Source organism: Lysobacter sp. K5869, from assembly GCF_018847975.1.
Lineage (GTDB): Bacteria > Pseudomonadota > Gammaproteobacteria > Xanthomonadales > Xanthomonadaceae > Lysobacter.
This window is the reverse complement of record NZ_CP072597.1, coordinates 1,326,054-1,350,550: the sequence shown is the minus strand read 5'-3', so window position 1 is coordinate 1,350,550 and position 24,497 is coordinate 1,326,054. Positions and strand designations below refer to the sequence as shown.

Here is a 24,497-nt window from a genome sequence, read left to right as displayed (position 1 = left end):
GAGGGACGGCGGCTGTGGGGGCCGCCGGTCGTTTTGAATCAATGGGTTGCGCGAGGCGTAGTGAGGCGCGCCGAGACGGGCTGGGGCGGTCGCGGCTTACGCCGCTCCTACAGGGGGCGCGTCAGGCCGGGATGCCGTGCTGCTGGCGGGCTTCGGCGATGCGGCGCTGGACTTCGGGGTCGAGCGGGCCGAGTTCGGCCTGCTTGAAGATGTTGCCGAGCACCCGCTTCTCGTCTTCGTCGACGGTCTGATCGCGCAGGGCGATATCGAGCAGGTTCTGCAGTTCGGCGACGTCGAGGGTGCCGTCGTTGGTGAACACCGGGATCGAGGCGAGCGCGATCACGAGGTGGCTCTTGGGCTGGGCCATGCTGGCAACTCCGTTGCGGGTCGGGGAAGTCCTGAGTGCGGCGGCCATCGCGGCCGGCGCGTGATGCCATCGACTATAGCAAGCTAGCTGGCGGGTTCGTTCGCGGTGGTCGCGAGGGGGCGTCGTGGTTGCGTTGTCGCGGTCGCAGCTTGCGCAGCTCCTACAGGCGCTTCGGCAAGTTTCGTATCCGACTGTAGGAGCTGCGCAAGCTGCGACCGCGAAAATCCGCTTACGACGAACGCAACGAAACGCCCGCGCCGTTCGCGACCGCAAAAGCAAAACGGGCCCGATGCTCGCGCATCGAACCCGTTCGTTTCCAAGCCGGCGCCGCGAGGCGCCCGACTCAAGCCGCGATCACCAAACCACTTCGGCCATCGAGCAGTTCAAGCCCGAACCGATGCCGAGCAGCGCGACGCGGTTGCCCTTCTTCAAGCGGCCCATCTCGCGCAGCTTGCTCAGCACGATCGGCACCGAGGCCGGGCCGATGTTGCCGTGCTCGCCGAAGATGGTCATGACCTTGCTCGGGTCGATGCCGAAGGCCTTGAGGAAGGCCTGGGTGTGGGCGCGGCTGACCTGGTGGATGACGAATTCGTCGAGCTCTTCCACCGCCCAACCCAGCGCGGCGCGCGCGGCGGTGAAGGTCTTCTGGCCGAGCTTGAGGCCTTCGATCATCAGCATGCGGCCGTCGGCGACCATGCGGTCGTGGTGCAGGTCGCCCACGCACAGGTGGTTCCACTCGGTCGCCGAGCGGGTCACGCCGCCGCGGTAGCGCGGCGCGCCCGGCGCCAGTTCGGCGCGGGCCAGCACCATCGCGGCGGCGCCCGAACCCAGGGTCAGCGTGGCCATTTCGTCGCGCAGCTGCGCTTCGGTGACGTCGCTGCCGCTGAGGCGCTCGAGGGTCTTCTCGTACGCTTTATTCGCAGTCTCGCCGTCGACGACCAGGGCGTAGTCGATCTCGCCGCGCTCGATCATGCGGCCGGCGATGTCCATGCCGTTGATGAAAGCCAGACACGCATTGGCGACGTCGAAGTTCTGGCAGTTCTCGCCCAGGCGCAGGTTGCCGGCGACGATGGAGGCGGTGGACGGCTCCAGGTAGTCGCGGCTGACCGAGGTGTTGACCAGCAGGCCGATGCGATCGGCGTCGACGCCGGCGTCGGCCAGCGCCTTGACGCCGGCCAGGGTGGCGGCTTCCGACGGCTTGACCTCGCCGTCCCACAGGCGGCGCTCGCGCACGCCGGCGATGTTCTGCAGCACGTCCACCTTGATGCCGAGACGATCCAGCGTCGGCTTGAGCCGGGCGTTGATTTCCTCGGTGGTCAGCGTTCGCGGCGCGTCGACATGAGCGAGGCCGGCGATGGCTACGTGTTGGAACAGCATGGGCGCGAACCCTTGGCAGGCAGAAAAGTGCGACAGGTTAGCGCCTTCGCGCCCCCTATGCACCAGCAAAAGTCACGCTCCGGCCCTAGGCTGAACCCGGCCGGAAGCGATATTCCTCTTGTAATTCAGACGTTTGCGGCGGTTTTTGCGACGCAAAAAACCCGTACGGCGGCGTCTGGATTTGCGCTCAACCGCCGATCGGGTAGGTCTGGGCGCCGCCCGAAGCCGGGTTTTGCGCGGCCGGCGCGGCGGCGCGGGGGGCGTTGGCCCCGCAGCGGTAGACCGCGAAGCGCTGCGCGCCCTCGGCCGGGGCCGCCAGCGGCTGGATGCTGTCGCCCTGCAGGCTCGGCGCTTCGTTGCGCGCCAGGGTTTCCAGTTCCTCGCGCACGCGCAGTTCGTTGCGCTCGTAGAAGGCGATGTTGTGCTTGACTGCGACCTGCACTTCGCCGCGCTTCTCGCACGCGGGCGCCGCGCCCGCGGACAGCACGCGCACCGCCTGCGCGCCCGGGGCCATGTTGACCCAGGTGCAGGCCGAAACGCTCAGAGCCAGAAACACGATTGCCGTTGCGCGCATGCGGAACCTCGGTGAGTGCGGGTGGAACCGGGCGGCATTGTCGCCGGAATCGGCTGAGCGTGGGGGGAATGAGAGGAGCGAGAAATAGGAGCGAGCGAAGCGGGGACAGCTGCGGGGACTGGGGCGGCGCCGAGTCGTTGCGAACGGGCCGCCCTTGAGGGCGGCCCGTGTCGGCGGCCTCAGCGCACGGGCTTGCCGTCGCTGTCGATCACCTTGACCTCGCCCAGGCCGAGCGCACGCACCGGCTGCTCGATCTTGGACAGATCGCCGACCACGACCCAGGTCAGCGCGGCCGGATCCAGCGTCTTGGCCGCGGCCTGCGCCAGCGCCGGGGTCATCGCGTCGTTGCGCGCCTTGTACTGCAAGATGTAATCGGCCGGACGGCCGTAACGCAGATCGGCGCCGACCTGGCCGAGCACGGCGTCGCCGGTTTCGTACGCGCCCGGCAGGCTCAGCGTGTTGGCGGCGCGGACCTTGGCCACCTCGGCCTCGCCGATCGGCTTGCTGCCGCTGCTGAAGGCCTCGATCTCGCGCTTGAGTTCGGCCAGCGATTCGACCGTCTTGTCCGACTGTACCGCCGCCTGCGCGATCCACGGCCGCTGGCCGAGCGCGTTGCCCGAGCCGCTGTAGGAACCGTAGGCCCAGTGCTTGTCCTCGCGCAGATTCATGTTGAGGCGCGAGCTGAACTCGCCGCCGAGCACGCCGTTGGCGAAGTCGAAATCGATGGTGTTCTTGTCGCCGGTCGGCGCGATCAGCTCGCCGACGTAAAGATTGGATTGGATCGCGCCGGGCTGATCGACCAGGAATACCCGCGGCGCCTTCGGCCGCGCGACCGCGGTCAGCGCGGGCAGCGCCGGCGCGTCGGCGGCGCCCTTCCAATCGCCGAAGCGCTGCTCCAGCTGCGGCACGATCTGCGCGAGCGTGGTGTCGCCGACCACGATGACGCGGGCGCGTTGCGGCTGCAGCCAATCGTGGTGGAAGCGGACCAGATCCGCGCGCTGGATCGAACCGATCGAGGCCTCGGTGCCGCTGCCGGTGAACGGAATCGCGTAGGCGTGGCCTTCGCCGTACAGCAGCGGCGGCAGCACGCGCAGCGCGGCGGTCTGCGGACGCGCCTTTTCTTGCTTGATGCCGGCCAGCCACTGCGCGCGCACGCGCTCGATCTCGCCGTCCTCGAAGCGCGGGCGGCGCACGGTGTCGGCGAGCAGGTCCAGCGAGGGCTCGAGCTTGTCGCTCAGCGCCGACAACGCGACGCTGGCGCTGTCCAGGCTCGCGCCGCTGCTGAGTTCGGCGCCGAGCACTTCCTTGCGCGCCGACAACTGCAGCGAACCGTAGTCGCCCGCGCCTTCGTCGAGCATCGCCATGGCGAAACTGGCGGTGCCGTTCTTGCGGCCCAGATCGGCGCTGTAGCCGCCGGGGAATTCCATCTGCACCTGCACGATCGGGGTTTCGTGGCGCTCGATCAGCACCACCTGCATGCCGTTGCCGAGCGTCGCAGTCTGGCGCCGCGGGAACTTCAGCGCCGGGAAGCTCGCGGTCTTGGGCACGCCGAGGCCGCGGTCCAGGTCGGACTTCACCGTCTTGAAGCGCGGATCCGCCGCCGGCAGCGGCGCGGGCTGGCTGGCCGGCGCGGCGCGCGCGGTTTCCGGCAGCGACGACGCCGGCTTGTCGCCGGGCACCACGACGATGGTGTGCGAGCCCTTGCCCAGCCACTTGCGCCCGGCCGCCTGCACGCTGGCGAGGCTGACCTTGTCGAGCTCGGCGAGTTCGTCGCGGTAGCAATCGGGCTTGCCGAGGAACACCGCGCAGCGCGCCAGCACGTCGGACTTGCCGCCGAAGCCGCCGATGCGCTCGATGCCGCGCACGAATTCGGCGCGGCTGGCGGTCTTGGCGCGCTCGAGTTCGTCCGCGCTCGGGCCTTGCGCGATCAGGCGCTGGATTTCCTCGTCGATGGCCGCGCGCACTTTCGCCGGGTCCACGCCTTGCTTGACGTTCGCGACCACGACCAAGGTGCCGCTGATCTCGGCGTCGTTGACCGAGACGCTGGCGCTGTCGGCGATGCGGTCGCGGTGCACCAGCCGCTCGTCCAGGCGCGAAGCGGCGCTGCCGCCGAGCACCTGCGCGAACAGGGCGAGATCGGTGCCGTCGGCGGCGCCGAACTGAGCGACCGGCCAGGCGCGGTAGACGCGCGCCTGCGGCACGCGGTCGGACACGGTTTCCTCGGTGTCGCGCTCGCGCTTGGGAATGCGCGTGGCCATGTCCTTGAGCGTGGCGCTGGCGGGAATGTCGCCGAAATAGCGCAGCGCTTTTTGCTTGGCGGTGGCCGCGTCGATGTCGCCGGCCAGCACCAGCACCGCGTTGTTGGGGCCGTACCAGCTGCGGAACCAGGTCTTCACGTCGTCGAGCGAGGCCGCGTCGAGATCGGCCATCGAGCCGATGGTCGGCCAGCTGTAGGGATGGTCGGCCGGATACAGCGCTTCGTAGAGCTTGCCGCTGATGCGGCGGCCGTAGGGCTGGTTCTCGCCCTGGCGCTTTTCGTTCTGGACCACGCCGCGCTGCTCGTCCAGGGTCTTTTGGTCGATCGCGCCGAGCAGGTGGCCCATGCGGTCGGATTCCATCCACAGCGCCATGTCCAGCGCGGTGGTCGGCACGTTCTGGAAATAGTTGGTGCGGTCGACATTGGTGGTGCCGTTCTGGTCGGTGGCGCCGACCAGTTCGAACGGGCCGAAGAATTCGTCGCGGTGGTTCTCCGAGCCCTGGAACATCAGGTGCTCGAACAGGTGGGCGAAGCCGGTGCGGCCGGGCTGTTCGTTCTTGCTGCCGACGTGGTACCAGACGTTGACCGCGACGATCGGCGCCTTGCGGTCGGTGTGCACGATCACCCGCAAGCCGTTGGGCAGGGTGAATTCCTCGTACGGGATGCCGACCGCGGCGGCGGGCCGGGCGGCGGCGGCGGCCTGCGCGGGCGCGGCCGACACGGCGGCGGGCGCGGCCAGCGCGGCGGCGAGCGCCAGGGCCAGCGCGGCGGCGCGCGGGCGTGAGGACGAGGAAATCTGGGACATGACGGCTCCGGTCGTGATGGGCGTCCGTGGGCGGACCGCCGGCCATCTTAGGCGGATGCGGCGCGAGGGGCATGGGTCGGGGGTCACGTGGGGAGCGCGCGCCCGATTGCGTTCGCCGGCGCGCCGGCCGCCCGCGGCCGCATAATGGCGCGATGTTCAACGTCATCCTGTTCCAGCCGGAAATTCCGCCCAACACCGGCAACGTCATCCGCCTGTGCGCGAACACCGGCGCCGCCCTGCACCTGATCGCGCCGCTCGGCTTCACCCTGGAAGACAAGCAGCTCAAGCGCGCCGGCCTGGACTATCACGAGTACGCCAGCCTGCAAGTGCACGACAGCCTCGACGCCGCGCTGACCGCCATCGCCGCCGCCCAGGGCGCCGCGCCGCGCCTGTTCGCGCTGAGCACGCGCGGCCGCGAACGCTTCGACGCCCCGCGCTACGCCGCCGGCGACGCCTTCCTGTTCGGCCCGGAAACCCGCGGTTTGCCGCAAGAAGTGTTGGACACGCTACCGCCGGAACAACGGTTGCGGCTGCCGATGCGGCCGGACAACCGCAGCTTGAATCTGTCGAACACGGTGGCGGTGGTGGTGTTCGAGGCGTGGCGGCAGTTTGGGTATACAGGCGGAGAGTGATGCCGGCAGCGGCAGTGACTGTCGCTCCAATCCATCATCGGAGCGACTGTCGCCGCTTGCGCCGCAGTCGAACCGGCCTATCGGTTAGGGCGAACGCCGCTCAAAGCAACCGATCGCGCTTCACCGCCAAATACTTCTCCACCAACGACGCCGCCAACTGCTCGCAGGCCACGTCCAACACCATCACCCCCTGACTGCGCAGCGCTTCGTGCGCCTGGGTGCGGTGTTCCAGGTATTGCGCGGTGGCGCCGGCGCGGATCGCGCCGGACAGGTCGTCGACGTCCTCGTCCAGCGCGGCGTCCAGCGAGCCTTCGCGCAGGCTCGCCACACACACCAGATGGCGGGCGCGCAGCATGCGCACGGCGGCGAGCAGGTCGTCCATGTCTTCGTCGCGCAGGTTGGTCACCAGCATCACCAGCGAGCGGCGGCGCTGCCGCAGCGACAGTTCGGTGGCGGCGGCGAGGAAGTCGGTGGCGACCGGCTGCGGTTGCAGCGCGTAGCTGGCGCGCAGCAGGTTGTCGATCGCGCCGACGCCGCGCTGCGGCGGCACCCAGCGGCTTTGGCCGCCGCTGGCGAGCAGGCCGACGCCGTCGCCCTGGCGCAAGGCAAGGTAGGACACCACCAGCGCCGCGTCGAGCACATGGTCGAAGTGCGAGAGCTCGCCGTCGCGCGCCATCAGGCGGCGGCCGGTGTCGAGCATCAGCACCAGTTGCTGGTTGCGCTCGTCCTGGTATTCGCGCGAAATCAAGCGGCGCGCGCGCGCCGTGGCCTTCCAGTCGATCTGGCGCAGGCTGTCGCCGACGCGGTATTCGCGCATCTGATGGAAATCGGTGCCTTCGCCGCGGCGGCGCTTGACGTGCGCGCCGACCAGACGCGAGGCCTGTTCGGCGCTGAACATCGCGAACTTGGCCAGCGGCGCGAAATTCGGGAACACGCGCACGCGCTGCGGCGCGCCGGCCACGCGCGACTGCCACCAAAAGCCCCACGGCGAATGCAGCCGCAGTTGGGTGCCGTCGAACTGGAAATCGCCGCGGCTGTTGGCGCGCAGGAAATACTCGAAGCCCGCCGATTCGGCGGCGCGCAAATCGAGCCGGCGCGGCAGGTCGCGCACCGCCCAGCCGCCGGGGTGCAAATCGAACACGTCCACGCGCTGGCGTTTTTCGCTGTCGATCTCCAGCGTCACCGGCCGTTCCACGCCGATCGCCCAGGTGTCGTGCATGCGCCGCTGCACGCGCGGGGTCGGCGCGCGTGCCACCCGCCATAGATCCAGCGCCAGCAGCGCCAGCGCGACCAGCACCGCCAACTTCCACCACTGCGGGCTCAGCCAACCGGCGCTCGCCGCCAAGCCCAAGACCGCGCACGGCAGCGCCAGCCAGCCCAGCCGCAGCGACGGGCGCGCCCACGCCTGACGCGCCAGCGCGCGCTCGCGCGGCACCGCGGACGCGGCGCCGACGGCGGCTGGCAGCGGCGGCGGCGCCGAACTCATTGCCGCGGCGCTTCCACCGTGGCGAGCAGCGCGTGCAGCACGTCGTCGGGCGACTGGCCTTCGATCTGCAGCTCCGGCGCCAGCGCGATGCGGTGGCGCAGCACCGGCTTGGCGATTTCGCGCACGTCGTCGGGGGTGACGAAATCGCGGCCCGACAGCACCGCCTGCGCGCGCGCCGCGCGCACCAGGCCGAGGCTGCCGCGCGGGCCCGCGCCGAGCGCGATGCCGGCCCAGTCGCGGGTCTTGGCGACGATGCGCACGGCGTAGTCGATCACCGCCTCGTCCACGCGCACCAGCGCGGTGCCCTGCTGCATCGCCACGATTTCCTCGGGGCCGAGCACGCGCCGCACTTGCGAAAGATCGAAGTCCGACGCGCTGCGGCCCAGGCTGACCGCGCTGACCATGCGCTTTTCGTCGGCCAGGGTCGGGTAGTCGATCAGGATCTTGAGCAAGAAGCGGTCGAGCTGCGCTTCCGGCAGCGGATAGGTGCCTTCCTGCTCGACCGGGTTCTGCGTGGCCAAGGTCAGGAACGGCGGCGGCAGCTCGAAGCTGTGGCCTTCGATGGTGACCTGCAGTTCCTGCATCGCTTCCAGCAGCGCCGACTGGGTCTTGGCCGGAGCGCGGTTGATTTCGTCGGCCAGCAGCAGGTTGGTGAACACCGGGCCGCGGCGGATGTTGAAGCTCTCGGTCTTCGGGTCGTACACCGCGTGGCCGCTGATGTCGCTGGGCATCAGGTCGGGAGTGAACTGCACGCGCGCGTAGCCGCAGTCCAAGGCCTTGGACAGCGCGCGCACCACCAGGGTCTTGCCCAGGCCGGGTACGCCTTCGAGCAGGGCGTGGCCGCCGGCGAGCAGCGCGATCAGGATCTGGTCGAGCACGTCGGCCTGACCGATGAAGGCCTTGCCGACTTCATCGCGCACGGCGGCGGCGCGTTCGGCCAGCGCGGCGCCGGTGATCGGGACGAGCGGAGCGGCATCGAGGCTCATAGACGGTTTCTCATGCGGATCAAAGTGGCGATGCGGGTGCGGAAGGCGGCGTGGTCGCGCGCCACCGGATGGGACAGGGCCTCGCGGATCTGCGCCGGCCCCAGCCCGGGTTCGTTCTGGTAGCGCTTGGCCAGCAGCTCGATCTGCGGCTCGCCTTCGATCGAGGCGGCGTAGGGATCGCGCCGGCGCAGCCGCAGCAGGAACGCGGCGCGCACCGAGGCGTACAGGCTCGGGCCGTAGCCGTAGCGGTAGATGTGCTCGCCGCTGGCGACGATGTGTTCGAGCAGCGAACGCCGCTCCATCGCCGGCGCCGGCTTGAGCGGGCCGAAGCGCTGCATGCGCTGCCACAGCCACGCCAGCAGCCACAGCAGCAGCGGCAGCCACGCCATCCAGCTGTTGACGATCAGGGTGTGCCACAGCGACGGGACTTCGGCCGCGTAGATCAGATGCACAGTGCCGGCCTTGTAGTTCGGCGCCAGCACTTGCCGCGCGAACGCGGCGTTGGACGCGTAGGCGATCTCGTCGCCGCCCGCGCGCGGGCCGGCGAACATCGACAGGCCCGAGCCGCCCTGGTTGGACAGGAAATCCAGGTCCGCGAGCACGTCGACCTTGCCTTCGCCGTACGGCAGGCGGGCGTAGACGTAGGCGGTGTCCTCGTCGCCCCAGGCCGCTTCGGGCTCGGCGTCGGCGTTGTAGAAATAGAACCGGCGCGCGCCGCAGAACACCGAGCGCGCTTCGCGCCCGCGTTCGAACAACTGCGCGCAGCCGTTGCGCTGCGCGTGTTCGCCGTTGTCGGACGCATCGAGCAAGGTCACGCCGACCTCGTCGAGCACCGGAACCCGCGCCTCGCCGACGCGCTCGCGCCACGGCGGCGTGCGCACGATCAGGTGGCCGCCGCGCGCGACCCATTCCAGCAGCGCCTTGGCGTCGCCGGCGGCGAGCGTGCGCGGGTCGCGGTAGATCAACACGGTGTCGCGCGCGCCGAGCGTGTGCGTGGACAGCAGCAAACGCTGGCGCGCGTCGACCTTGACCCCGTCCTTCTGCAAAGCCAGCTTGAGCACGTACAGCGGGTTGCTCGCGGCCTCGCCGGTGCGCGGCATGTCCACGGTTTCTTCGCTGCGCACGAAGTCCTGGCGCCACAGCTGATAGCCGGCGAAACCGAGCAGGCCCAGCACCAGCACGATGGCGACGGCGTACATGCCCTGCCGGTTCATGCCGCCCACCCGAAGCGCCGGCTCAGCACGCCGACCAGATCGTCGAAATCGTCGGCCGCCGGCAAGGTTTCGGCGTAGGCCGCGTACTGCCACACCCGCACCGCGCGCGCGAACGCGTCGCGGTCCTCGGCCAGCGGCAGCTTGCGCGAGGCGCGCAGGCACTGCGCCTCGGTCGCGCCGGGCACCAGCGCGACCTGCGCGCGCTGCGCCATCGATTCGACCGCGGCGCGGTACATCAGCGCCAGCGCGTCGCGGTGGCGGCCGCTCTGCCACAAGCGGCGGATCGCGGTGGGAATGTCGTCGGGCAACGGTTCGGGTTCGGCCAGCGCGGCGTTGCGCACGTCGCCCGGCGCCTGCGCTTCATCGCCCGCGCCGCCGCGGAACCAGCCCAACCAGCGGCTCAGACTGAACAGCAACAGGCCCACGATCAGCGCCACCACCGCCCACAGCACCACTTCCATGCCGGTAGCCAGGCCGTTGCTGATGCCGTTGAAGCCGTTGCGGCTGGGCCCGCGCAGGGGCTTGTCCGGCTTGGGCTCGTCGGCCTTGGCGCGCGGCTTCCACGTGGTCTGCTTTTGCTTGGGCGCGACGGTGGGGTCTTTCATCGACTGATCGACTGCGCGGCGCAACGAACTGTCGTCGCTGCGCGCGGCGCCGTAAAGCGCATCGAGGGTCGAAGGCTCGGCGCCGGCTTTTTCGCCGTAATCGCGGATCGGCACCGTCGGATAGGAGGGCGCTTCTTCTTCCGCCTCCTCGTCCTCGTAGGATTCGTCGTCGCCGTGCTCGTCGGTCGCCGGCGTTTCGGTCGCGGCCGGTGCGTCGGCCGACGCCGCCGCATCGCCGCTTTCGAACTGCGCCGAACGGTCGCCGGCCGCGTCCTGCGCCATCGCCTGCGGCAACCACGCGCCCAGGCCCAGGCCGAGGCACAGCGCCAGCAGCGACGGCGCGGCCGCCGCGCTCAGGCGCGCGCGCAAGCGGCGGAACACGATCTCGATGTCCCAGCCCTCGATCTCGGTGCGGCGATTGAGGTACAGACCGAAACCGGCGCCGACGTAGAACGGTTCGATCACGCTCATCGCCACCCACAGCAGGCCGTTGAGCAGCGCGACCATCCAGCCGGGCTGTTCGACGAAGGCCTCCCACAGCGCTTTGAGCGTGTCGGGCAGGTAATCGAAGGGAATGAACATGGCGCCGGCGAACACCAGCCCGAGCATCAGCACCAGCTCGAAATTGGCGCAGATCAAGGTCAGCACCGCGCACACGCCGTAGACCGGCGCGCCGAGCGCGGCGCGGCGCTGGCGCGCTTCGCCGCCGTCGCCGCCTTCGAGCAGGTCGACCGGCAAGTACAGCGAGCGCGCCGGGCCGAGCCGGCGCCAGGTCAGGTACGGCAGCCACCAGCGCCCGCCCCAACGCAGCGCGGCGCGCAAGGTTTGGCGCGGGGTCGGGGTTTCGCCGAACACCGCGCGCGAAATCACGAACAGCGGAATGCGGTCGAACCAGGGCTTGAGCCACCACATCAGCAGGCCCGACAGCCACAGCAGGTCCAGCGCCCAGCCGGCGGCGTTGAGCAGGATCAGCAGCGGCAAGGTCACCGCCAGCCACGGCTTCCAGATCGCGCCGGCATGGCGGCGGACCAAGGCCATGCCCAGTTCGCAGGCTTCCCACGAGGTGCGCGGACGCAGGGCGACGGTGAGCGCTTCGAGCTTCATGCGGCGTCTTCGTCGTCCTGATACGCCGCGTTGCGGCCGCCGCGCAGCAGCCACAGCGCGGTCAGCGACCACAGCAACGCGCCGACCGCGAATTTGATCGAGGCCGGCATCCAGCCGATCGACGACCAGAACGCTTCGACGAAGGCGGCGAACACCAGCATCGCGAACACGCCGATGCAGATCTTGGCGCCGCGGCGGCCGCCGTGGATCAGCGAATCCACGCGCCGGCGCTGGCCCGGCGCGATCAGGCTCAGGCCCATGCGCAGGCCGGCGCCGCCGGCGATGACGATCGCGGTCAGCTCCGGCGCCGAATGCCCGGCGACGAAGCGCCAGAACGGATCGCCGTGGCCGACCGCCTGCAGGTGCCCGGCGACGCCGCCGATCATGATGCCGTTGAAGATCAGCACGAACACCGTACCCAGCCCCGCGACCAAGCCGGTGGCGAAGGTCTGGAAACCGATGCCGACGTTGTTGCCGATGTAGTGCGCGAACATCTCCAGGTCGTCTTCGTTGGTGCGGCCCAGGTCGCGCTTGCCGGTCGGGTCGTACATCTCCTCGAACTGCGCCAGCATCTGCGGCGGGAACAGGCCCGAGGCCAGATCCGGCTTGACCTGGATCGCGACGAAGATCGTCACCAGCGGAATCACGAACAGCAGCGCGGCGGCCAGCATGCAGCGCCACTCGGCGCGGACCAGACGCGGAAAACCGGCGAGCAGGAATTCGACCGCGCGGCGCGGATGCGCCGGCTTGGTCCGGTACAGCACGCTGTGGCCGCGCTGCATGAGCTGTTGCAGGCGGTCGGTGACCACCGCGCTGTAGCCGCGCCGGCGCGCCAGCGCCAGTTGCTGGCACAGGCGGCGGTGGCGCGCGGGCATCTCGTCGTCGCGGATGCCGCGCCACTCGCGCCGGGTCGAGCGGGCGTTGCGCGCGCTGTCGCCGCGGCGCTCCAACCACGTCTCGAATTCGCGCCACTCGGCCTGATGGCGTTCGACGAATCGCTCTTGCTTCATCGCCGCCCCAACAGCCAGTTGGCGATGCCGTACAGGCGCGCGACCGCGGCGGCGCCGCGCGCGTGCACCAAGGGTTCGGCCAGATCGGCCAGTTCGGCCTGACGCGCCGCGGTCAGACCCGGGCCGCGTTCGGCGAAGGCGACCACGGCGGCTTGTTCGTGCGCCAGCAGCAGACGATCCGGCGCCACCGCCGGCGCCACCGCGGCTTCGTGCAGGATCGCCTGACGCGGCGCGTGCACGACCAGGGTGCGCGCGACCATGTCGCCCAGGCGCCGGCCCCAGGGATCGATCAGGCACGCGGTCAAACCGACCGCGTAGAACAGCGGCAGCGCGTCCACCACCCGCAGCAGATTGCGCGCGAACGCCGCCATCCAGCCCACCGGCGCGCCGTCGGCGGCGACCACGCGCAGGCCCAGCGCCCACTTGCCGGGCGTGCGGCCCTGCATCAGCGCCTCGAACAGCACCGGGTAGAACCAGGTCAGCGCGAAGCTGGCCAGCATCACCAGCGCGCCGCCGGCCTTGCCGAACGGAAGCGCCAGCAACTGCACCAGGGCGACGTAGATCGCCGCGCGCGCGAGCAGGTCCACCAGATACGCCAACGCCCGCGGCACCGGCCCGGCGGCGCGCAAATGCAATGCCACGCCTTCGGGGGTCACCACCTGGCGGTAAGTGTCGAGCATCAGACCTTGACGACCTTCGTGTCGCAGATCAGGTCGTGCAGGCAGCGGCTTTCCTCGCCGAAGATCCACAGCGCGTTGACCAGGGCGAAGATGCCGCCCAGGCACGGCACTTGTTCGATCAGCGAGATCACGAACATGCGCAGGCCGACGATGCGGCCGAACGAACACGGCGAGCCGTCGTTGCGCACGATCTTCATCCCCAGCCAGCGCTTGCCCAGCGTCTGCGAGGACTGATGCAGCAGCACCAGTTGGTAGACGAACAGGCCCAGCGCGGCGAGCAGGCCCAGCGCGCCCGTCGCCATCTGCAGCGTCGAGGGCTCCTTGCTGTTGGGCTCGATCGCCAAGGCCACGAACAGCGGCACGAAGCACACCATCATCAGGCCGCCGTCGATCAGCCGCGCCACCAGGCGCATGCCGCGGTCGGCCTTGATCTGGTCGTCGACGAGTTCGCCGGGCAGCGGCGGAGGCGCGGACGGCGCCGCGTACGGATTCTGCGAATCTTCCATGTAGCGATGACTCCTTAGTCGTGCTTTTTCCCCTGCCGCGACTGTAAACGCGGCGGGCGGGCCTGACTAGCCGGCGCGGCGCCGCCCGGCGGCGCTCAGGCCGAGCGCATGCCCAGGTAACGGTCCTTGAGCCGCACATAGTGCTGCGCGCTGTATTGCAGTTGCTCGATCTCGCGCTCGCTCAGGCGCCGGACCATGCGCGCCGGGTTGCCCAGCCACAGCTCGCCCTCGCCGACCACCTTGCCCGGCGCGATCACCGCGCCGGCGCCGACGAAGCCGAAACGGCTGACGCGGGCGCCGTCGAGGATCTTGGCGCCCATGCCGATCAGGGCGAACTCGTCGATGGTGCAGGCGTGGACGATGGCGCCGTGGCCGATGGTCACATCGTTGGCGATCACCGTCGGCAGACCGCCGGGACGGGTGAACGGCCCCTCGTGGGTGACGTGGACGATGGTGCCGTCCTGGACGTTGGTGCGCGCGCCGATGGCGATGGAATTGACGTCGCCGCGGACCACGCAGCCGGGCCAGATCGAAACGTCGTCGCCGAGGGTGACCGCGCCGATCACGGTCGCGGCGGGGTCGACGTAGACGCGCTCGCCGAGGGAGGGGAAGGTGTCGAGGTAGGGTCGAAGGCTCATGCCGGCATTGTAGGCCCAGCCCGCCAGCCCGCTCCCTGGGACAATTTGTCCGTTTGTGCCGCGCCGCCGGCGGGCGTGTAATGCAAGCGCCCGCCTGGGCGCCGCCATCGCGGCGACGCCGCCCGGACTGCCCAGGCTTCGGAACCGCATGAACGTCGCCGGCCCGCCCCCGTCAGATCGCCGCTTCGCCATCTGGTTCGGCCTTCCGGTCGGCATGGCCGTCGTGTTCGGGGCGCTGACCTACCTCGTCCACTCCGGCTATACCCAGCCGTTCGCCGAACTGCGCTGGACCCTGCTGCAGAGCGTACTGATCCTGGCGACGCCGCTGCTCGCGCTGTTCGATGCGCTGGCCAGCGGCCACTGGAAACGAACGCTGGGGGCTTGCCTGCTTGGCGTCCTCGTCGCGCTCCCGCTCGGGTTGGCGATCGGCGTCGCCGCCGTGTCCATGCGCGAAGCCGCCGCGACCCGTGCGCGCGACGCCGCCAAGGCCGAATACCACGCGCTGGCCGCCGCGGCGAGAAGCGGCGACCGCGCCGCGATCGCCCGCACCTTCGCCAGCCTGCGCGAATCCACGCCGGTCATGGCCCTGTGCGATCTGGCCCGTCAGCAGACCCGCGCCGGCTTCCGCCGGCGCGCCGAATACAGCAGCGGCGGATTCGAAACGCCGCTGCCGGAGTTGATGCTCGCCGCCGACGTGTTCGCCGCCGGCGATACGCCGCCGCTGCAGCGTCAGGTCGGCCTGACGATGGTGCTGAACGCGCTGCAGGATCGCGGCGGCGCGCAACAGCTGCCGACCTGGCTGCGCGCCTGGCGCAAGACCCTGGCCGATCCGGCCGCCACCCGGATCGGGTTCGCGCCGTTGTCCGCCGGCGAAGAGAGCGCGCAGGGCTACGACGCGTGGCGATGCGCGGCCAAGAGCGGCGGCAGCCTGCGGCTGGACCTGTTCCGCAACTGGGGGACCGCGGCGCTCCCGCCGCTGCGCGAAGCCGGGTTCCGCCTCACCGCGGAGCAACAGCGGCAGGCGTCGGATGCGGCGAATCCCGCACCGATGTTCGCGCCGGCGCGAGGGTCGGGCGAGACGCGGCAGCCCTGACCGCCCAACTCGACCGCCGCGCCCCCCACGCCTGTCCTCTGTCGCCCCACCGCGGTCGCGTTTTCGTCCGCCCCGGCGTACTAGACTGCGGCGTATGGACATCCTCGCCGACACGCCCATCGCCGACCTCGCCGCCACCCGCGAACGCCTGCGCGCCGCCTGGCAAGCGCGCAAACCCGATTACGCCCAGCGCCGCGCCGACCTGATCCGCCTGCGCGACGCCTTCCGTGCGCATATCCCGCAGATGGACGCGGCGATCCGCGCCGATTTCGGCCACCGCTCCAGCCACGAGAACCTGCTCTCGGAGGCGATGATCACCCTGGCCGAGATCGACCACGCGCTGTCGCACCTGCGCGCCTGGACGCGCCCGCGCCGGGCCGCGGTCGGTTGGCGCTTCTGGCCGGCGCGCGCGCAGATCCGGCCCGAGCCGGTCGGCGTGGTCGGCATCCTGTCGCCGTGGAACTACCCGGTGAATCTGGCCCTGGTGCCGCTGGTCTCGGCCATCGCCGCCGGCAACCACGTCTACCTCAAGCCGTCCGAACACACCCCGCGTACCTCGCAATTCCTGCGCGAGCTGTTGGCCGACGTGTTTCCCGAAGACCGCGTCGCGGTCGCGCTGGGCGGGCCGGACGTCGGCGCGGCGTTCTCGGCGCTGAGCTTCGACCATCTGCTGTTCACCGGCTCCACCGCGGTCGGCCGCAAGGTCATGGCCGCGGCCGCGCCCAACCTCACCCCGGTCACGCTGGAACTCGGCGGCAAGGCGCCGGCGCTGGTGTGCGCCGACTATCCGCTGGAACAAGCCGCCGCGCGCATCGCCACCGGCAAGTGGTTCAACGCCGGACAGACCTGCATCGGCGTGGACTACGTGCTGGTCGACGCCGCGCGCCGCGACGCCTTGGTCGAGGCGCTGCTGGCGCAGCTGAAAGCCCGTTACGGCGACCTGCGCGCGCCGCAGGACTACACCCGCATCATCAACGCCAGCCAGTACGCGCGGCTGGCGTCCTACCTCGACGACGCCCGCGCGCGCGGCGTGCGGGTGATCGAACCGTTCGAAGACGGCAGCACCCGCGAAGCCAACGCGGCGCAGCGCCTGTTCCCGCCGACCCTGGTGATCGAACCCGGCGACGACGCGCAGGTGATGCAGCACGAAATCTTCGGGCCGATCCTGCCGGTGCTGTCCTACCGCACGCTCGACGAAGCCATCGCCCGCATCAACAAGCTCGACCGCCCGCTGGCGCTGTATCCCTTCAGCCGCGACTCGGCGCAGATCGACACGATCCTCGCCCAGACCCTCGCCGGCGGCGTCACCGTCAACGACACCTTGCTGCACTTCGGCGCCCACGACCTGCCGTTCGGCGGCATCGGCCCCAGCGGCATCGGCGCGATCCACGGCCGCAACGGCTTCGACACCTTCAGCAAACTGCTGCCGGTGTTCTATCAGCGCGCGTGGGCCGGCAGCGATCTGCTCAAGCCGCCGTACCAGGGCAAGATCGACGCGATGATCCGCTGGCTGGCGAAGTGAGCCGCCGCGCCGCGCGCTGATTCCGACGCGGCGCGGGCCGCGCGGCGCGATGGCGCAACGCGGGGCCGGGCGATGCGATGATGCGGGCGCGGCGCGAGGCCGCGCTCAGGAATCGCATTACGCATGGACGCCGCTCCGCCCGAGCCTACGAGGCCCGATCCTACAAAGCCCGCCCCTGCAACGCCCGCCTCCGCCGCGCCGCGCTCCAACGCGCCGGCGTGGATCGCCTTCGCGCTGCCGCCGCTGGCCTGCGCGCTGTGGCTCGCCTGGGCCGCGCTCGCGCTCGGCTATGCCGAATCGCACGGCGACCGGGCCTACGAACTCGTCGTCTACGGCTTCGGCGGCGCCGGCCTGACCGGCTTGATCGCGATCGGCGTGCTGATCTGGGCCGGCCTGCGCGGCGTGATCGGCCGCGCCTTGATCGGCCTGTTCGCCGGCCTGCTGCTGTCGCCGCTGCTGCTGTGGTTCGGCGCGGGCGCGGTGCTGTCGGCGCGGCGCAAGGATTTCGAACAGCGGCAGGAACAAGTGCGCCTGCTCGCCGACACCGCCCGCCGCGGCGACGCCGCGCGCATCCGCGCCGCCATCGACGCCCTGCCCGACCGCCCCGGCCCGGCGCGCGCGCTGTGCATGCTGCAAGGCCGCGACAGTTATCGCTTGGTGCACTGGCTGTGGTTCAACGAACAAGGCTACGGCCCGAATCTGGAAAGCGAGCCGCTGCTGAGCGCCGCCGCGGCCGTGGTCGACGGCCCGGCTCCGACCGAGGTGAAGCAAGCCGCGCTGCGCACCGTCTTGCGCGCGCTGATCGACCGCGACGAACCCCGCCATTTCGCCGCCTGGGCCGCGCTGTGGCGGCGCACGCTGCCGCAGCCGGCGCCGCGCCCGATGCGGCTGTCCGCGCTCGCGGAAGAAACCGGCGACTGCACGCTCGGCGATCCGGCCGGGCGCGCGTTGAGCCAATGGCAGGACGACGGCGTGCGCGCCTGGCTGGACGCGGGTGTCGGTTTCGAGCCCGATCGCGCCCAACCCATCGCCGCGCTGCGCGCCTTGCGCCGCGCCGACACCTTGCGCGCCCTGCTCGCCGCCGATCCGCGCATCGCCGCGATGCTGCGCGACGACCGCGACGCCGGCGAAGACGCGCTGTCGGCGCAGGCCGATTCGCTGAGCGCGACGCTGGACGCCGCGCCCGATCCGGCGCAAGCGGTCGCGCTGATCGAAGCGCTGCAGGCGGCCGGCGCGCGGCCGCGGATCATCGGCCCGGTCACCGCCTGCGAACTGTTCGACCGCGGCGAACAGCGCCGCGACCTCGCGCGCGACACGCCGCAACGGCAAGCCGCGGCGCAGCGGGTCCGCGCGGTGTTGTGTCCGGCCGAGGCGAAGGCGCCGAAGCGCGCCGCCGCCAAGAAGACGACGAAATAAGCCGCCGCCGGCCGCTGGCGCCCGCCGCGGCCGCGCGGTACAACGACGCCTTCTCTTGGATCCGAGCCAACGCCTTGGACGGCACGCCCGATACAACCGCCCGCCGCCGCGCGTTCCGCCGCTGGCTGTTCGCCTATCCCCTCGCCACGCTGGCGTTCACGGTCTACTTCGCCGCCACCCAGGCCCGCACCGACATGGGCGAGTTCCTGCTGCTGATCGTCGTCGCCATCGGCGCGGCGCTGGCGATCCCGGTGCTGGCCTTGATCGACGGCGCCCGCGCACGCGCGATCGGCGCGGCCGTGGGCGGTTGCCTGCTCGGCATCGCGCCTGCGCTGCTGGTGTTCGCGGGCGTGCTCGAAGCCGATCGCGCGTACAGCGACCACCAAACCGACAAGGAACGCCAGCGCGCGGCCGCGCTCGCCGACGCCGCCGCGCGCGGCGACGCCGACGCGGTGCGCGCGGCGATGGCGAAGCTGTCCGCCGAGTACGGCCCGGGGCGCGCGCTGTGCTTCGTCGGCGGCCGCGGCCGCAACGAACACCTCCGCGGCGGCAGCGACGGCGAAGGCAGCGACGACTGGCTGTTGTCCGAACCCGAGGCCGGCGCCCAGCGCGTGTCCACCGCGCGGCTGTTCGATGCGGCCGAAGCCTTGATCCAAGGCCGCCCGCGCGCGCAGCAACAAGTCGTGCTGGCTTCGCTGCTGGTGCGCTTGAGCGAACGCGACGAGTCGCTGAGCTACCTGCCCGGCTGGCTGCGCCTGTGGCGCGGCACCGATCCGGCCGCGCGCCAGCTGACGTTCGCGCAGCCGCGCGACGACCAGGCCTCGGGCGATTGCTACCTGCCCGAGGGCAACGTCGATCTGGCCCGCATCGTCGCCGACACCTGGCACGACGACGGCCTGCGCGCCTGGATCGCCGCCGGCTACGGCTTCGCTCCGGAACAAGGCTCCGTCGCGCTCGACGGCTTGCGCGGCAAGGCCGGGTTGGATGCCCTCACCGCCGCCGGTTTCGACCTGGGCGCCGCGCTGCGACGCACCGGCTACGGCGACGACGTCATGTTCCGGCTGGTTTCCCACCTGCCGCAGCGCCTGGACGACAGCGGCGACCCCGCGGCCCTGGCCGATCTGATCGACGCCTATCTGCGCGCCGGCGCCGAGCTGGGCCGCACCACCTACGGCGAGACCTTGTGCGACACCTTCGTCGAAGGCGAGCGCAAGCAGGCGAACATCCGCAACGCCGCGCCGGCCTCGGCGCGCGAGGCAGCGGCGCGGCGCATCCATCTGGCCCTGTGCCCGCAAGGCCAGCCGCCGGCGCCGACCTCCTCGTCCACCAGCGCGCACGAAAACCGGCTCGAGGCGGCCGCGCGGGCGGCCGCGCAGGAGGCGGTGGACGCGGCCCGCGCCGCGCCCGAACGCCCCGCGCCGACGCCCTGAAACGACACGGCCGGGCCAACGCCGCGCCGGCAAACGCGGCTACACTGCGCGCATGAAAATCGTCAGCTGGAACGTCAATTCCCTCAACGTGCGCCTGCCGCACCTGCAGCAGTGGCTGGCCGGGTTCGCGCCGGACATCGTCGCGCTGCAGGAAACCAAGCTCGAGGACGCGCGCTTCCCCGACACCGCGCTGGCCGAGGCCGGCTACCGCAGCGTGTTCGCCGGGCAGAAGACCTACAACGGCGTGGCGATCCTCTCGCGCGACGCCGCGCAGGACGTGCAGATCGGCATTCCCGGTTTCGACGACGAGCAGCAGCGCGTCATCGCCGCCACCGTCGGCGGGCTGCGCATCATCGACTTGTACGTGGTCAACGGCCAGGACGTGGGCACCGACAAGTACGCCTACAAGCTGCGCTGGCTCGATGCGGTGCACGCGTGGGTGCAGGACGAAATCCAGCGCCACCCGGACCTGATCGTGCTCGGCGATTTCAACATCGCCCCAGAAGCGCGCGACACCCACGACCCGGCGGTGTGGAACGACAGCCACATCCTCACCTCCACCGCCGAGCGCGACGCGCTGCAGCGCTTGCTGGCGCTGGGCCTGCACGACGCGTTCCGCCTGTTCCCGCAGGAAGCCGACCAGTTCTCGTGGTGGGATTACCGCCAGGCCGGCTTCCGCCGCAACCTCGGCCTGCGCATCGATCTGACCCTGATCTCCGAATCGCTGCGCGCGCGCTGCGTGGCCGCGGGCATCGACCGCGAACCGCGCACCTGGGACCGTCCCAGCGATCACGCGCCGGCGTGGGTCGAACTGGCCTAGGCCGTTCGCGATGCCGCAAAAAAAAGCCCGGCGAACGCCGGGCTTTTTTGTTGCCTGCGATCCGCGCGCTCAGCGCACGCGGCCGCGCCGGAACAGATTGACGATGCCGAGCAGCACGATCGCGCCGACCAGCGACAAGGCGAGTCCGGCGACATTGAACGCGCCGCTGTTGATCGTGCCCGCGCCGATGCCGAGCACGCCGCCGAGCCAACCGCCGAGGAACGCACCGACGATGCCGACGATGATGTTGAGGAAAACGCCTTGCTGGCCATCGGTGCGCATGATCATGCTGGCGATCCAACCGATGATGCCGCCTACCACCAACCAAACGATGATGCCGAACATTGCTTTTTCTCCTGAGGTTGCACAGGTGATGCGAGCGGCGCGGCGGCGTGCCTGATACGTTTCGCGAGCGCCGTTCCCTGAACGGGGATGCGGCCAGTCTGTTACCCGCGGCGTGACGGCAACGTCGAATTGCGCATCGTCGCTGTGTGAAGAAGCGCGCGAAGCGGAAGCGCGTGAATGCGGATGTGCGGTTTCGGGTGAAATTCCGCGCGATTGTGCGCGCGGCGGATGCGTTGCTTAATTTTTGTGGGCGCGGTGTGAGTTGCGATTCGATCGAGGCGACGAATTTCGCGGAGGCGTGCTCGGGGTCTGCGGCTTCTCACTCCCGTCATTCCGGCGAAAGCCGGAATCCATTTTGATTTTGCTTCGCGGCTGGAACTGAAAGCGGCACATGCAACGGCAACATGGGTTCCGGCTTTCGCCGGAACGACGGTTGGGGGCGCGGTGGCTTCGGGGTGGGGCGGCGGGGCTTCGTTGCTTCGGTTGGTCGCGGCTTGCGCCGCTCCTACAGGGAGCTTCCGCAGCTTTCGCTCAGGCTTGCGCGCGCAGCAGCGCTTCCAACGCGTGCCGCGGCAGTTTGCCGGTCTCGTTGCGCGGCAACGCCGCCACGCGCTTGAGCGGGCGCGGCAGGAACACCGGGTCCACGCTGCGCCGCAAGGCCGCGAGGATCTGCGCTTCGCTCAGCGACGGCGCCACCGCCAGCGCGGCGATGCGGCGCACGCCGAACGCGTCGGCATCGTCGAGTTGGAACACCGCGCCGTCGTCGACGCCGTCGATCGCCAGCAGCTTGCGGGTCAGATCGCCGAGCGAGGCGCGCTTGCCGGCGATCTCGAGCAGGTCCGCGGCGCGGCCGCGCACGTGGAAGCGGCCGTCGGGTTCGACTTCCATCAGATCGGCCAGCACCACCGCGTCGGGCAGATGCGGCGCGTGGATCGCGGTGCCGTCGGGCTGCGGGCACACGCGCACGCCGGGCAGCGGCGTCCACGCCTGCTCGCGGGCGGTGCGGCGGCGGGCGAATACGCAGGTTTCGGTGGAGCCGAACACTTCGCGCACTTCGCAGCCGTAGCGTTCTTCCGCGGTCTGCGCCAATTCCCGCGGCAGCGGCGCGGTGGCGGACACGATGCCGGCCAGCGCCGGCAGTTCGATTTGCGATTCGACCAGCGCGCGCAGGTGCACGGGCGTGGTCACCAGCAACGGCGGGGTCGCCGCGTCGGCCAGCGCGCGCGCCACGTCGCCCGGGAAAAACGGCCGTTGCGCATGCACCGAGAGCGGGCCGAGCAGCGGCAGCAGCACCGACATCTCCATGCCGTACATGTGCTGCGGCGGCACCGTGGCGACGAGTTCGGTCGCGCCGTCCTCGCGCAGCAAGCCGCCGAGCGCGGCCAGATTCTGCGCGGTGCTGGTGCGGAACGCGCCCCAGGTCTTGAGGTTGGGCTTGGGCTGGCCGGTGCTGCCGGAGGTGAAGCCGATCGCCAGCAGCGCTTCGTCGTCGACCCGCAGCGGCTCGCCGTCGAGTTGTTCGAGCTGCGCATCCAGGCGCAGATAGCGCGGCGGCAGCGGATCCAGCGCGAGATCGCCGATGCAATAGCTGTCGGGATAGCGGCCGAGCACGTCGTCGACGATCGCCGGCGCGCGCGAGGGCGGCAGCAGATTGATCTGGCCGCGCACCGCGACCGCGCACAGCGCGACCAGGAAGCGGTAGCGGTTCTCGCACAGGTTCACCGCGTAGCGCCCCTGCGGCAGGCGCGCGGCCAGCGCGCGCACTTCGCGCTCGAAACGCTCGCGCGCCACACGTCCGTCCGGGCCGAAGACGAGCGCGCGCTGCGCCGCGCCGGCGAGCAGTTCCCGCTGCGGCGGCGCGAGTTCGCAAATGCGCTGGGAAGCCTGGACGCCCTGGCTCGGATCGATGACCGCTGACATTCGGTGTGGTTTTCCGCTGTATTGCCTGAAACTTGCCGGGCGCCGCCTGATCGCAGGCTGACGAACCGCCGCCGCGCCGCCGTGGCCGCGCGTGGCGATCCCGCGCGAACGCGCCGCGCCCCCGCGCGGCCGCCGTAGCCGGAACCCGATCCCCTGGCGTTTAGCTTACGCTGACCGGCCCACCGCACGCCAAGCCCGCGCCTGTTCATGTCCCTGTCCGCCGGTTCAATCCCGCCCGCCGCCGCGCCTGTCTGGACCTGGCTGCCGCACCCGCACGGCGAACCGGCGCAGCCGCCGGCGCGGGCGTGGCTGGCGGCCGAACTGGGCGATCCGGACCTGCAAGTCGCCCGCGACGGCCGCCAGCGCCCGCATTTGTTGCCGCCGCACGAGGCCTGGGACTGCAACTGGAGCCACAGCGGCGAGCGCCTGCTGGTGGCGCTGGCGCGCGGGGCGCGGGTCGGCGTGGACCTGGAGCGGCTGCACCGGCGGCCGCGCGCGCTGGAAGTGGCCAAGCGCTATTTCACCGACGCCGAGGCGAACTGGCTGGCCGCGCAGGACGACCGCGATCTAGCTTTTTTGCGCCTGTGGTGCGCCAAAGAGGCCGTGCTCAAGGCGCACGGACACGGGCTGTCGTTCGGGCTGCACCGGCTGCGGTTCGAGCCCTCGGCCGGCGAGATGCGGCTGGCCGAGTGCGACGCCGAACTGGGGACGCCGGAGCAGTGGCGGCTGGAAGAGATCGTGCCCGGGCCGGGCTATCTCGGCGCGATCGCGTGGCGGCCGAAGCCGCTGTAGGAGCGGCGTGAGCCGCGACTGCGACGACGCAACCACGCCGAACCTCGCGCCGCGAGCGGGCAACCCCGCAGTCGCGGCTCACGCCGCTCCTACACGGGGCTTCGGCCACTCCGCCGCATTCGGCGATAATCCCCGCGATGAACGCCCCCACTTCCCTACCGCCCGGCCTGCGCGGCGAGCTCGAGGCCGGCCTGTCCGCGCTCGCGCTCGACCCGGCGCTGGCCGCGCCGCTGCTGGACTATCTGGCCCTGCTGGCGCGCTGGAACCGCACCTACAACCTCACCGCCGTGCGCGATCCGCACGAGATGGTCGGCAAGCACCTGCTCGATTCGCTGGCCATGCACGGCTATGTCGACGCCCTGGCGGCGCGCGGCGGCGCCCTGGCGGATCTGGGCACCGGCCCGGGGCTGCCGGGGATTCCGCTGTCCATCGTCAAGCCGGGCCTGCGCGTGACCCTGGTCGAGAGCAACGGCAAGAAGGCCCGCTTCATGCGCGAGGCGCTGCGCCAGCTTGGGCTCAAGGACGCGCGGGTGGCCGAGTCGCGGATCGAGGCCTTCGCCGAGCCGGGCGCGTTTGATGCGATCACCGCCCGCGCCCTGGCCACGCTGCCGCTGATCCTCGAACTCGGCGGCCACCTGCTCAAGCCCGGCGGGGTGTTGCTGGCGATGAAGGGCGTGCGCCCGGACGAGGAAATCGCGGCGCTGCCCGCGGGGTGGGAAGTGCGCGCGGTCGAGCCCATGGCGGTGCCGGGGCTGGCCGCGGAGCGGCATATGGTGGTGATCGGGCGGCGCGGCGAAGGCTAGTTTCGGCGCGCTTTTCGTAGCCGGCGCAGCGGCGGGAAGCGGCGCGGTCGCGGCTTGCGCCGCTCCTACAAGGGGCTTCGGAACCCACGCGGGCGGCTACCATACGGCGCCCGGC

General features: G+C 70.9%; 21 protein-coding genes and 1 pseudogene. 8 read left to right on the top strand and 14 right to left on the bottom strand.

Going from position 1 to position 24,497, the window contains the following annotated elements:
* Positions 1-121: 121 nt before the first annotated feature.
* The 4 genes and pseudogenes from J5226_RS05800 to J5226_RS05785 form a co-directional block, all read right to left on the bottom strand.
* Positions 122-367 carry a hypothetical protein gene (locus tag J5226_RS05800; protein WP_215838902.1) on the bottom strand — a complete coding sequence of 82 codons (246 nt, stop codon included), beginning with the start codon at positions 365-367 and terminating at the stop codon, positions 122-124.
* 354 nt (positions 368-721) lie between these two features.
* Positions 722-1,744: a 3-oxoacyl-ACP synthase III gene (locus tag J5226_RS05795; RefSeq protein ID WP_215838901.1), complete on the bottom strand. Its 1,023-nt coding sequence runs from the start codon at positions 1,742-1,744 to the stop codon at positions 722-724.
* A gap of 271 nt (positions 1,745-2,015) precedes the next feature.
* Positions 2,016-2,318: pseudogene (locus tag J5226_RS05790) on the bottom strand (DUF4156 domain-containing protein); the annotation flags it as partial.
* Positions 2,319-2,497: 179 nt separating this feature from the next.
* Entirely contained in the window at positions 2,498-5,371 is a 2,874-nt protein-coding gene (locus J5226_RS05785) for a pitrilysin family protein (protein ID WP_215840332.1), read from the bottom strand.
* Between the two features lie 161 nt (positions 5,372-5,532).
* Here J5226_RS05785 and J5226_RS05780 point away from each other — a divergent pair, with 161 nt between their 5' ends.
* On the top strand, positions 5,533-6,012 hold the full coding sequence (locus J5226_RS05780; RefSeq protein WP_215838899.1) for a tRNA (cytidine(34)-2'-O)-methyltransferase: 480 nt from the start codon (positions 5,533-5,535) through the stop codon (positions 6,010-6,012).
* Between the two features lie 100 nt (positions 6,013-6,112).
* On the opposite strand, the gene J5226_RS05775 is transcribed toward J5226_RS05780, so the two are convergent.
* From J5226_RS05775 to J5226_RS05740, 8 genes are all read right to left on the bottom strand, one after another.
* Positions 6,113-7,498, bottom strand: coding sequence for a DUF58 domain-containing protein (locus J5226_RS05775; protein ID WP_215838898.1), 1,386 nt, complete (start codon positions 7,496-7,498; stop codon positions 6,113-6,115).
* Positions 7,495-8,484, bottom strand: a complete 990-nt coding sequence (locus J5226_RS05770; protein ID WP_215838897.1) for a MoxR family ATPase — start codon at positions 8,482-8,484, stop codon at positions 7,495-7,497. Before J5226_RS05770 ends, J5226_RS05775 begins: the two co-directional genes overlap by 4 nt.
* A complete protein-coding gene (locus tag J5226_RS05765; protein ID WP_215838896.1) occupies positions 8,481-9,698 on the bottom strand; it encodes a DUF4350 domain-containing protein in 1,218 nt (405 codons plus the stop codon). Before J5226_RS05765 ends, J5226_RS05770 begins: the two co-directional genes overlap by 4 nt.
* Positions 9,695-11,407, bottom strand: a complete 1,713-nt coding sequence (locus J5226_RS05760) for a DUF4129 domain-containing protein (protein WP_215838895.1) — start codon at positions 11,405-11,407, stop codon at positions 9,695-9,697. Before J5226_RS05760 ends, J5226_RS05765 begins: the two co-directional genes overlap by 4 nt.
* Positions 11,404-12,417 (bottom strand): stage II sporulation protein M, encoded by a 1,014-nt coding sequence (locus J5226_RS05755; protein ID WP_215838894.1) that lies wholly within the window; start codon positions 12,415-12,417, stop codon positions 11,404-11,406. The genes J5226_RS05760 and J5226_RS05755 overlap by 4 nt, the downstream gene beginning before the upstream one ends.
* Entirely contained in the window at positions 12,414-13,097 is a 684-nt protein-coding gene (locus J5226_RS05750; RefSeq protein ID WP_215838893.1) for an RDD family protein, read from the bottom strand. Before J5226_RS05750 ends, J5226_RS05755 begins: the two co-directional genes overlap by 4 nt.
* Positions 13,097-13,603 carry an RDD family protein gene (locus J5226_RS05745; protein WP_215838892.1) on the bottom strand — a complete coding sequence of 169 codons (507 nt, stop codon included), beginning with the start codon at positions 13,601-13,603 and terminating at the stop codon, positions 13,097-13,099. Before J5226_RS05745 ends, J5226_RS05750 begins: the two co-directional genes overlap by 1 nt.
* Positions 13,604-13,698: 95 nt before the next feature.
* Complete coding sequence (locus tag J5226_RS05740; protein WP_215838891.1) at positions 13,699-14,241, bottom strand: gamma carbonic anhydrase family protein; 543 nt, start codon at positions 14,239-14,241, stop codon at positions 13,699-13,701.
* Between the two features lie 148 nt (positions 14,242-14,389).
* On the opposite strand from J5226_RS05740, the gene J5226_RS05735 reads away from it, so the two are divergent.
* From J5226_RS05735 to xth, 5 genes are all read left to right on the top strand, one after another.
* Entirely contained in the window at positions 14,390-15,334 is a 945-nt protein-coding gene (locus J5226_RS05735) for a hypothetical protein (protein ID WP_215838890.1), read from the top strand.
* 94 nt (positions 15,335-15,428) lie between these two features.
* Positions 15,429-16,856 carry a coniferyl aldehyde dehydrogenase gene (locus tag J5226_RS05730; protein ID WP_215838889.1) on the top strand — a complete coding sequence of 476 codons (1,428 nt, stop codon included), beginning with the start codon at positions 15,429-15,431 and terminating at the stop codon, positions 16,854-16,856.
* A gap of 123 nt (positions 16,857-16,979) precedes the next feature.
* On the top strand, positions 16,980-18,272 hold the full coding sequence (locus tag J5226_RS05725) for a hypothetical protein (RefSeq protein ID WP_215838888.1): 1,293 nt from the start codon (positions 16,980-16,982) through the stop codon (positions 18,270-18,272).
* Between the two features lie 74 nt (positions 18,273-18,346).
* Entirely contained in the window at positions 18,347-19,702 is a 1,356-nt protein-coding gene (locus tag J5226_RS05720) for a hypothetical protein (RefSeq protein ID WP_215838887.1), read from the top strand.
* Positions 19,703-19,754: 52 nt separating this feature from the next.
* On the top strand, positions 19,755-20,522 hold the full coding sequence (xth, locus tag J5226_RS05715) for an exodeoxyribonuclease III (RefSeq protein WP_215838886.1): 768 nt from the start codon (positions 19,755-19,757) through the stop codon (positions 20,520-20,522).
* Positions 20,523-20,591: 69 nt separating this feature from the next.
* Here the strand turns inward: xth and J5226_RS05710 are convergent, their stop codons facing one another.
* Together J5226_RS05710 and J5226_RS05705 are read right to left on the bottom strand one after the other, a co-directional pair.
* Positions 20,592-20,867 (bottom strand): GlsB/YeaQ/YmgE family stress response membrane protein, encoded by a 276-nt coding sequence (locus J5226_RS05710; RefSeq protein ID WP_215838885.1) that lies wholly within the window; start codon positions 20,865-20,867, stop codon positions 20,592-20,594.
* Positions 20,868-21,398: 531 nt separating this feature from the next.
* The gene (locus J5226_RS05705; protein ID WP_215838884.1) at positions 21,399-22,787 is read right to left on the bottom strand and encodes an AMP-binding protein; all 1,389 of its coding nucleotides are present in this window, start codon (positions 22,785-22,787) and stop codon (positions 21,399-21,401) included.
* 207 nt (positions 22,788-22,994) lie between these two features.
* On the opposite strand from J5226_RS05705, the gene J5226_RS05700 reads away from it, so the two are divergent.
* Together J5226_RS05700 and rsmG are read left to right on the top strand one after the other, a co-directional pair.
* Positions 22,995-23,579 (top strand): 4'-phosphopantetheinyl transferase superfamily protein, encoded by a 585-nt coding sequence (locus J5226_RS05700; RefSeq protein WP_215838883.1) that lies wholly within the window; start codon positions 22,995-22,997, stop codon positions 23,577-23,579.
* Between the two features lie 137 nt (positions 23,580-23,716).
* Positions 23,717-24,382 (top strand): 16S rRNA (guanine(527)-N(7))-methyltransferase RsmG, encoded by a 666-nt coding sequence (rsmG, locus tag J5226_RS05695; RefSeq protein ID WP_215838882.1) that lies wholly within the window; start codon positions 23,717-23,719, stop codon positions 24,380-24,382.
* Positions 24,383-24,497: the final 115 nt, after the last annotated feature.

Bases quoted from the DNA above. Each gene is read 5' to 3' on its own strand.
- J5226_RS05775 (WP_215838898.1), bottom strand. From the start codon at position 7,498: ATGAGTTCGGCGCCGCCGCCGCTGCCAGCCGCCGTCGGCGCCGCGTCC.
- J5226_RS05730 (WP_215838889.1), top strand. From the start codon at position 15,429: ATGGACATCCTCGCCGACACGCCCATCGCCGACCTCGCCGCCACCCGC.
- J5226_RS05745 (WP_215838892.1), bottom strand. From the start codon at position 13,603: ATGGAAGATTCGCAGAATCCGTACGCGGCGCCGTCCGCGCCTCCGCCG.
- J5226_RS05760 (WP_215838895.1), bottom strand. From the start codon at position 11,407: ATGAAGCTCGAAGCGCTCACCGTCGCCCTGCGTCCGCGCACCTCGTGG.
- J5226_RS05705 (WP_215838884.1), bottom strand. From the start codon at position 22,787: ATGTCAGCGGTCATCGATCCGAGCCAGGGCGTCCAGGCTTCCCAGCGC.
- J5226_RS05755 (WP_215838894.1), bottom strand. From the start codon at position 12,417: ATGAAGCAAGAGCGATTCGTCGAACGCCATCAGGCCGAGTGGCGCGAA.
- J5226_RS05710 (WP_215838885.1), bottom strand. From the start codon at position 20,867: ATGTTCGGCATCATCGTTTGGTTGGTGGTAGGCGGCATCATCGGTTGG.
- rsmG (WP_215838882.1), top strand. From the start codon at position 23,717: ATGAACGCCCCCACTTCCCTACCGCCCGGCCTGCGCGGCGAGCTCGAG.
- J5226_RS05765 (WP_215838896.1), bottom strand. From the start codon at position 9,698: ATGAACCGGCAGGGCATGTACGCCGTCGCCATCGTGCTGGTGCTGGGC.
- J5226_RS05725 (WP_215838888.1), top strand. From the start codon at position 16,980: ATGGACGCCGCTCCGCCCGAGCCTACGAGGCCCGATCCTACAAAGCCC.
- J5226_RS05740 (WP_215838891.1), bottom strand. From the start codon at position 14,241: ATGAGCCTTCGACCCTACCTCGACACCTTCCCCTCCCTCGGCGAGCGC.
- J5226_RS05735 (WP_215838890.1), top strand. From the start codon at position 14,390: ATGAACGTCGCCGGCCCGCCCCCGTCAGATCGCCGCTTCGCCATCTGG.
- J5226_RS05800 (WP_215838902.1), bottom strand. From the start codon at position 367: ATGGCCCAGCCCAAGAGCCACCTCGTGATCGCGCTCGCCTCGATCCCG.
- J5226_RS05700 (WP_215838883.1), top strand. From the start codon at position 22,995: ATGTCCCTGTCCGCCGGTTCAATCCCGCCCGCCGCCGCGCCTGTCTGG.
- J5226_RS05770 (WP_215838897.1), bottom strand. From the start codon at position 8,484: ATGAGCCTCGATGCCGCTCCGCTCGTCCCGATCACCGGCGCCGCGCTG.
- J5226_RS05780 (WP_215838899.1), top strand. From the start codon at position 5,533: ATGTTCAACGTCATCCTGTTCCAGCCGGAAATTCCGCCCAACACCGGC.
- J5226_RS05750 (WP_215838893.1), bottom strand. From the start codon at position 13,097: ATGCTCGACACTTACCGCCAGGTGGTGACCCCCGAAGGCGTGGCATTG.
- J5226_RS05795 (WP_215838901.1), bottom strand. From the start codon at position 1,744: ATGCTGTTCCAACACGTAGCCATCGCCGGCCTCGCTCATGTCGACGCG.
- xth (WP_215838886.1), top strand. From the start codon at position 19,755: ATGAAAATCGTCAGCTGGAACGTCAATTCCCTCAACGTGCGCCTGCCG.